Origin of the sequence: Bradyrhizobium sp. 157, assembly GCF_023073815.1 — a bacterium.
Classification (GTDB): Bacteria; Pseudomonadota; Alphaproteobacteria; order Rhizobiales; family Xanthobacteraceae; genus Bradyrhizobium.
In genome coordinates this window covers 227,694-234,123 of the sequence record NZ_JADPKF010000021.1, presented here as the reverse complement: position 1 = coordinate 234,123, position 6,430 = coordinate 227,694, and the positions used below count along the sequence as shown (strand labels likewise).

General features: G+C 61.7%; 9 protein-coding genes. 4 read left to right on the top strand and 5 right to left on the bottom strand.

The features are described 5' to 3' along the window. Window positions 1-224: 224 nt before the first annotated feature. From IVA95_RS05625 to IVA95_RS05605, 5 genes are all read right to left on the bottom strand, one after another. A complete protein-coding gene (locus IVA95_RS05625) occupies window positions 225-512 on the bottom strand; it encodes a hypothetical protein (RefSeq protein ID WP_247509595.1) in 288 nt (95 codons plus the stop codon). Continuing rightward, complete coding sequence (locus IVA95_RS05620) at window positions 509-904, bottom strand: TfoX/Sxy family protein (protein WP_247509594.1); 396 nt, start codon at window positions 902-904, stop codon at window positions 509-511. Before IVA95_RS05620 ends, IVA95_RS05625 begins: the two co-directional genes overlap by 4 nt. An 11-nt stretch (window positions 905-915) precedes the next feature. Beyond that, window positions 916-1,596 carry a helix-turn-helix domain-containing protein gene (locus IVA95_RS05615; RefSeq protein ID WP_247509593.1) on the bottom strand — a complete coding sequence of 227 codons (681 nt, stop codon included), beginning with the start codon at window positions 1,594-1,596 and terminating at the stop codon, window positions 916-918. 24 nt (window positions 1,597-1,620) lie between these two features. Next, entirely contained in the window at window positions 1,621-2,055 is a 435-nt protein-coding gene (locus tag IVA95_RS05610) for a hypothetical protein (protein WP_247509592.1), read from the bottom strand. Window positions 2,056-2,177: 122 nt separating this feature from the next. Then, window positions 2,178-3,113 (bottom strand): alpha/beta hydrolase, encoded by a 936-nt coding sequence (locus tag IVA95_RS05605; RefSeq protein ID WP_247509591.1) that lies wholly within the window; start codon window positions 3,111-3,113, stop codon window positions 2,178-2,180. A gap of 131 nt (window positions 3,114-3,244) precedes the next feature. Here IVA95_RS05605 and IVA95_RS05600 point away from each other — a divergent pair, with 131 nt between their 5' ends. From IVA95_RS05600 to IVA95_RS05585, 4 genes are all read left to right on the top strand, one after another. Continuing rightward, window positions 3,245-3,550: a type II toxin-antitoxin system RelE/ParE family toxin gene (locus IVA95_RS05600; protein WP_346657982.1), complete on the top strand. Its 306-nt coding sequence runs from the start codon at window positions 3,245-3,247 to the stop codon at window positions 3,548-3,550. Between the two features lie 12 nt (window positions 3,551-3,562). Then, a complete protein-coding gene (locus IVA95_RS05595; RefSeq protein ID WP_247509590.1) occupies window positions 3,563-3,880 on the top strand; it encodes a HigA family addiction module antitoxin in 318 nt (105 codons plus the stop codon). Continuing rightward, the gene (locus IVA95_RS05590) at window positions 3,877-5,073 is read left to right on the top strand and encodes an RluA family pseudouridine synthase (protein WP_247509589.1); all 1,197 of its coding nucleotides are present in this window, start codon (window positions 3,877-3,879) and stop codon (window positions 5,071-5,073) included. Before IVA95_RS05595 ends, IVA95_RS05590 begins: the two co-directional genes overlap by 4 nt. A 112-nt stretch (window positions 5,074-5,185) precedes the next feature. Next, window positions 5,186-6,409 (top strand): amidohydrolase family protein, encoded by a 1,224-nt coding sequence (locus IVA95_RS05585; protein ID WP_247509588.1) that lies wholly within the window; start codon window positions 5,186-5,188, stop codon window positions 6,407-6,409. The last annotated feature ends 21 nt before the right edge of the window (window positions 6,410-6,430 follow it).

Sequence of the window (6,430 nt, the reverse complement as noted above, 5' to 3'; positions counted from 1 at the left end):
TCGCAAGATCGACGTCCGACCTCAGACCGGGACAGCCCCAGACGAACCAACGGAAATGCGTGAACCCGCGAATAAGAGCTTGTTGACCGACGTCTCTGGGTTCTGCTTCCACCCTTGCACGATCATTCCACCGACACCTCTCCTGCAATTCCTGGAGACAGCCCTTCATCATGTCCCGCCTCTTGACACGGGACATAAGAGGATGAGGGTTGGCGTCTTCCGCGTCAGCCCGACCTTACTTCGTAGACTCGAATGCTCGAAATGAAAGGGTTGCCTTGCGCCATCTTCTCGGCGTCGTCGAGCGTTGCCGCGTTGACAATTGTGAAGCCGGTGATGGAGTCGGGTCCAAGCGGAAGATCCTTCGTTCCGCCCCTCGAGATTTCGCGACCATTGCCGAAGCCGCCCATGTCCACTGTATGCGGCTTGGTTGCCTCGAACCACTTGCCCCAGGCGGCCATGATTTCCGGAGTGGGTTTTTCAAATCCGTAATGCAGCAGCACAAACTTCTTCATGCTCGGCTCCTTTTCAGCGTTCGGGGCAATTGCTTTTTCTTTGGAGATTTCGCCTTCGGCGCGATTGCCTCGGCATAGTGCAGCGAAAGATTGATCCAGAATGCGCGCTTATCCGCGTCGGCCAGTAGCTCCTCGGGCAATCGCACATATTCGCGCATCGGCCGGCCCTTCATCGGCTCGAAGATCCGTTCGCCAAATTCGGCGGCGAAGCGTGCGCGATCCTTCTCCGAGAGCCGCATGACGAAATCGTTCTGGTGCAGCCCGATAAAGAGATTTCCGCTGGCAAAGGCCGCCGGGTAGCCGAACATCTTGCGGCGGGAGATATTGGCGCCTGACGGAACCGACTTGTCGAACAGATCGATCAGCGACTGCGGCGATTTCGTCCAGGCCACCGGTCCCTCCGTCAGTTTGCAGCAGGTGTTATGCGCCGGCGTTCCGCAAGGTCGAACAGAAGGGGAAGCTTGCGGACGGCTGCCATGGAGCCGCTCACGCTGGCGCGCTTCGCATCGATCGCGTCCTGAAGGGACACGCTCGTCCCGACAATCTGGAGCACCGCGTCGAACGGGGCTTCCAGCGTCCCCTTGCAATCGGTGATGCCTCTCTCAATAGCCGTCCCGACGCCGCCGCCCGCGACGGTGAAGCCTGCCGATTTCTTGCCATGGGTGACCACAACGCCGACCCTGATTTCCGGCACGGGTGAACGCTTCGCAATGGCATCGAGGCCGAGCAGCACCCAATCCGGCTCGAACGTGTCGCCCGGCACCGGTGGGAACAGGAAGCGGCCGCCCCAGCGAATCAACTCCCGGATCGCAGGCTGAATTTCCCGGCCGATCTCGGTCAATTCGTACACCTGCGCATTGGCCGGCGGCGGCAAGGCGGTCCGCCGCACGACGTTGCACTCGATCAGGGCGGTGAGGCGCGTTGTCAGCAAGGTGGGACTCATGCCGTCAAGATGATCCAGGAGATCGCCAAACCGCTTCGGCCCAAGAAGAAGCTCGCGGATGATCAGGAGAGTCCAACGCTCGCCGATGATCTCCGCCGCGCGGGCGAGTGCGCAGAATTGCGGATAGTGAAGATTGCTCATGCCTTCGAGGTCGGCTCCTCCGTATCATCGTCGGTAGGCGAGGGCGATCAACGGCCCTACGACCGCAAATTGCAGGATCGTAAACGCGGTTTCGAGCAGCACGTAATCAGGCACGGAAACCATCACATTCTTGGCTGCGACCGCCAGCGTGGTGAACGACCACGACAGCAGGCCAGCGCCAAGACCGTACAGGAGCCCGTCCTTCAGGAACGAGCCGCCACGTTGTGCAAATACGCGCGGGAACAACCACGAGAACACCGCGCCCTGGATAATCATTGAACCTAGTCCGAACGCGATCACCGGCTGGTCGCGATAGATCTGGAGCGCGTGGTACTTCTGCTCGAACAGGACGAGGTGCCAGAGATAGGCGATCGGAAACGAGGGAAGCAGGTAGGCGGCAAAGCCAAGCCAAAAGCTGCGGGCGCCGGTTGGACGGGCAACGTAAGATGCTGCTGGCATCGGAACAGCTCCATCGTACTACATTTTTTATAGTACATGCTATAAATATGGAGTCAACATTCGTGGGCGGCAGCTTCGCCGTGCGGCGTTCCGGAGGCCGTAACGCGCCCTGAGCTCTGTCGCTATTTCCCTGTCTTCACGAAATCCAGGATCTGATCGGTCAGCCGGGTGTCGGCGGTGTTGATCGAATACACCTCCGACATGTGGCTGTGCTGCGGCAGCAGGAAAGTGCGTGCGCATCCGCTGGGGCGTTTGCAGCTTGCATCCTTCGCGAGCTCGAATTGCAGCACGAAGCCTTCCGGGTCCAGTTCGGCGGCAGCTATCATCAGCGGGATATCCGTTGTTGCCAAACCGGACAGCGAGGATCGTTCGGCGTAGCGCGCGGGATCGGCGCCGAAATAGGCGCGCCCGGTATCGGCAAGCGGAGTCGCGGTCAGGTCGTAAATTCCCGAGAGCATGATCGCGCCGGCCAGGCCGCCGCCCTTCACCTTGTGGAATTCGGGATGCGAGACATAGCTTGCGACGTGAACCGCGCCGGCGGAATGTCCCATCAGGTAGATGCGCGCGGGATTGCCGCCATGCTCGCCGATCTTGTCGGTGATCCACTTGACCGCGGTGGCGATATCCTCGGTGCCCGCCGGCCAGGGTGCCGTTGGCGCGAGCCGATAGGTGACGTTGACGCCGACAAAGCCGTTCCTTGCCGCCCATAGCATGATGTTGTCGTAGAACGGGCTGGTCGGTGTGGTCCGCTTGTTGCCGCCGACGAATGCGCCGCCATGGACAAAGATCAGCACCGGCCGGGCCGATGTCACGTTATCCGGTGCGAATATATCGAGCAGGTTGCGATCGGCGGGGCCGTATTTAACGTCTCGTTCGACCTTGACGCCCTGATACGGCTCTTTTTCCTGCAGCGGCGCGTAGAGCTCTACCGTCTTGGGTGGGTCGATGACGCGCCCGAGTTCCAGCAGCTTCCAGGCCAGATCCTCCGGCATCTGTGCCCACGCCGTGCTCGCGACCATTGCCGACAGAACGGTCAAAGCCGATCTTGATAAGTTCATCCGGACTGCCCCCACGTTTCTTGGTTGTTTGGCCTAACATGGCCGATCCGGCACCTGATTTGTACTGAATTCGCCGTGACGGTTCACGACGCACTTGGACATAGCGGAATTACTATTTACGTAACTCGTAAATGATGCTAACTTCGCTAGCGATGATCGTTAGCTATCGGGATAGGCGCACCGAGCGGTTTGCTTCCGGTCAGCGTGTCAAGGAGTTCTCGGGTTTCGCGCGGCAGGCCGAGATGCGTCTTGATCGGCTAGATGCTGCTGCGAGCCTCGCTGACCTCGCAGGACTGCCGGGTAATCGCCTGGAAGCGCTCAAGGGCGATCGTGCTGGACAGTTTTCAATTCGGATAAACGACCAATGGCGTATCTGCTTCGCATGGCCTGACGGGATGCCGGGGCCTGTCGAGGTAGAGATCGTCGACTATCATTGAGGGAAGACCATCGTGCCTCGTACACCTATCCATCCGGGCGAACATCTCGCCGAAGAGTTGCGCGAACTTGGCTTGAGCGCTGCCGAGCTTTCGCGTCAAATTGACGTGCCGGTGAATCGGATCACGGGGATCATTCACGGCCAGCGCGGCATCACCGCCGATACGGCGCTGCGTCTTGGGCACTGGTTTGGCACCAGTCCGCAATTCTGGATGAACTTGCAGCAGAATTACGAGCTGCGTCTTGCCGAAAGTCAGGTAGGTGCAAAGATCGCGGCATTGCCGCGTCGTGCCCTCCGCCCGACAGCTCGAAAGCTTGGAAAAACGGCATGAGCCGACGCGTCAAGAGACCTCTCCGCCCAGCGGGCGATCGCCCCAAGGGTGCGCGTCCGTATCGGGGTTCGCAGGCCGAGCGGCCACCGGCACATCGCCCGGGCGGAAAGCCAGCGGTGCGGTTTGCGGCCTCGCCACCCCGAGCCTCAAAGCCTCCTGTCGCCGAGCCCGTAAAGGTCGTCGCCGAGCCGCCGCCGCTGCCGACGAAAGTCCAGACTGTCGTCGTCACCGCGGACGAGAACAACATGCGCGTCGATCGCTTCCTGGAAGCGCGTTTCCCCGGCCTGTCGTTCTCCCACATCCAGCGCATCGTCCGGAAAGGCGAGCTGCGCGTCAACGGCAAGCGCGCCGACAGCAAGGACCGGCTGGAAGAAGGCCAGAGCGTTCGTATCCCGCCGCTCAAGCTCGATACGCCGAAGGGCGCAGGCGCGCTCTCGGAAGCCGCAACGAAGACGCTGCAGGCGCTGAAGGAGATGACGTTGTTCGAGGACGCCGACGTCATGGTGCTGAACAAGCCGGCGGGGCTGGCCGTGCAGGGCGGCTCCGGCATCACGCGCAATGTCGACGAGATGCTGGAAGTGATGCGCGACGCCAAGGGGCAGAAGCCGCGGCTGGTGCACCGGCTCGACAGGGAAACGTCGGGCTGCCTGCTGGTCGCCAAGACGCGCTTCGCGGCGACCGCCCTGACCGGGTCGTTCCGCCACCGCTCCGCGCGCAAGATTTACTGGGCGCTGGTGGCGGGCGTGCCGAAGCCGAAGCAGGGCCGCATCTCGACCTATCTCGCCAAGGAGGAGAGCGAGGAGGACAGCATCATGCGGGTCGCCAAACATGGGGACGAGGGCGCCAGCCACGCGGTGACGTATTACGCCGTGGTCGAGACCTCGGCGCAGAAGCTCGCCTGGGTGTCGCTGAAGCCGGTCACCGGGCGAACCCACCAATTGCGTGCCCATATGGCGCATATCGACCACGCCATCGTCGGCGATCCCAAATATTTCAACAAGGAGAACTGGGATCTGCCGGGCGGGCTGCAGAACCGCTTGCATCTGCTCGCGCGGCGGATCGTGATCCCGCACCCGCGCGGCGGCGTGATCGATGTCAGCGCGCCGCTGCCGCCGCACATGCTGCAATCCTGGAATCTGCTCGGGCTGGAGCACGATCGGTTCGATCCGATCGAGAACGCGCCGGAAGAATAGCGGGTAGCAACGCTGGCTGGCGCAATAACTGTCAAACGCAGAACGCGCCAATTTGATATTGCGCGATTGAGGCGGCCTCTAACATCAGGCCGTCGTGTGCAGGGGACCGCGCATGAACGGAAATCTGGTCACGCTCGCGTTCTGCTTTTTCGTTTTGATCGGAGCGTCCGGCGCAAGTGGTCCGGCCAACGCGCAGACGCTTGCTCTCGTGAGCGGCAGCGTCTACGCGTCACCCGATTCCGCCCCACTTGCCGATGCAGTCATTGTCACGTCCAACGGCGCGATCACTGCGCTCGGCAGCCGCCGCGACATTCACATTCCCGCTGATGCCCGCGTCGTCGATTGCTCAGGCAAGACGGTGGTTGCGGGCTTCTGGAACAGCCACGTCCATCTCACGGAAGCGGTATGGAAGAACGCCGGCTCAGCTCCTGCCGCGCTGCTGGCCGAGCACATGCGGGCGATGCTGACCCGGTGGGGGTTCACGACCGTTTGGGATATCGGTTCAGACGGGAAAGATACGCTGGCGTTGCGCCGCCGGGTCAATTCCGGCGAGGTGCCGGGCCCGGATATTTATACGGCAGGCAGCATCTTCCCCAGGGACGGCCATCCTGCCTACCTGCCCCCCGAGATCAAGCTGCCGGAAGCTTCCACGCCGAAAGAGGCCACGCAATTGACGCGCACCTATATGGGCTTCGGTCTTGATGGCGTGAAACTGTTCACCGGCTCCTTCAAGGGCACCGGAAAACCGGTCGTTAACATGGACCCGGCAATTGCCAAAGCGGCGGTCGACGTGGCGCATGCCGCGGGCAAGCCGGCGTTCGCCCATCCGCAAAACATGGCGGGCGTGGAGGCCGTGATTGCGGCCGGCGTCGACATCATGGCTCACACGGTACCCGGCGAGCCGGTCTATTCGCCCGAGCAGCTCGCGCGATTCAAGCAGCAGGGCATTGCCCTGGTTCCGACGCTCTCGCTGTTTGCAAAGCTTCCCGTTGCGCCAGATATATCTGCTCGCCTCGTCGCGACGACCGTCGCTCAAGTCAAGGCGTTCTCCGACAATGGCGGTCCGATCCTGTTCGGCACCGACGTCGGCTTCACCAAATTGTACGATACCACGCTCGAATTTGAGCTAATGCATCGCGCACTGTCCGCGCGCCAGATCCTGGCCTCGCTGACCACCAATCCCGCGCAATATTTCAAGGCGGCGAAGAAGGGGCGGGTCGAGAACGGATTTGACGCCGACCTCGTGGTGCTCGACGGCGATCCGCTCGCCGATGTGACCAACCTCGCCAAGGTCGCTTACACGATCCGGGCGGGGAAGGTGATTTATCAGAAGTGAGCTGACGTCTAAGCCTGTCTC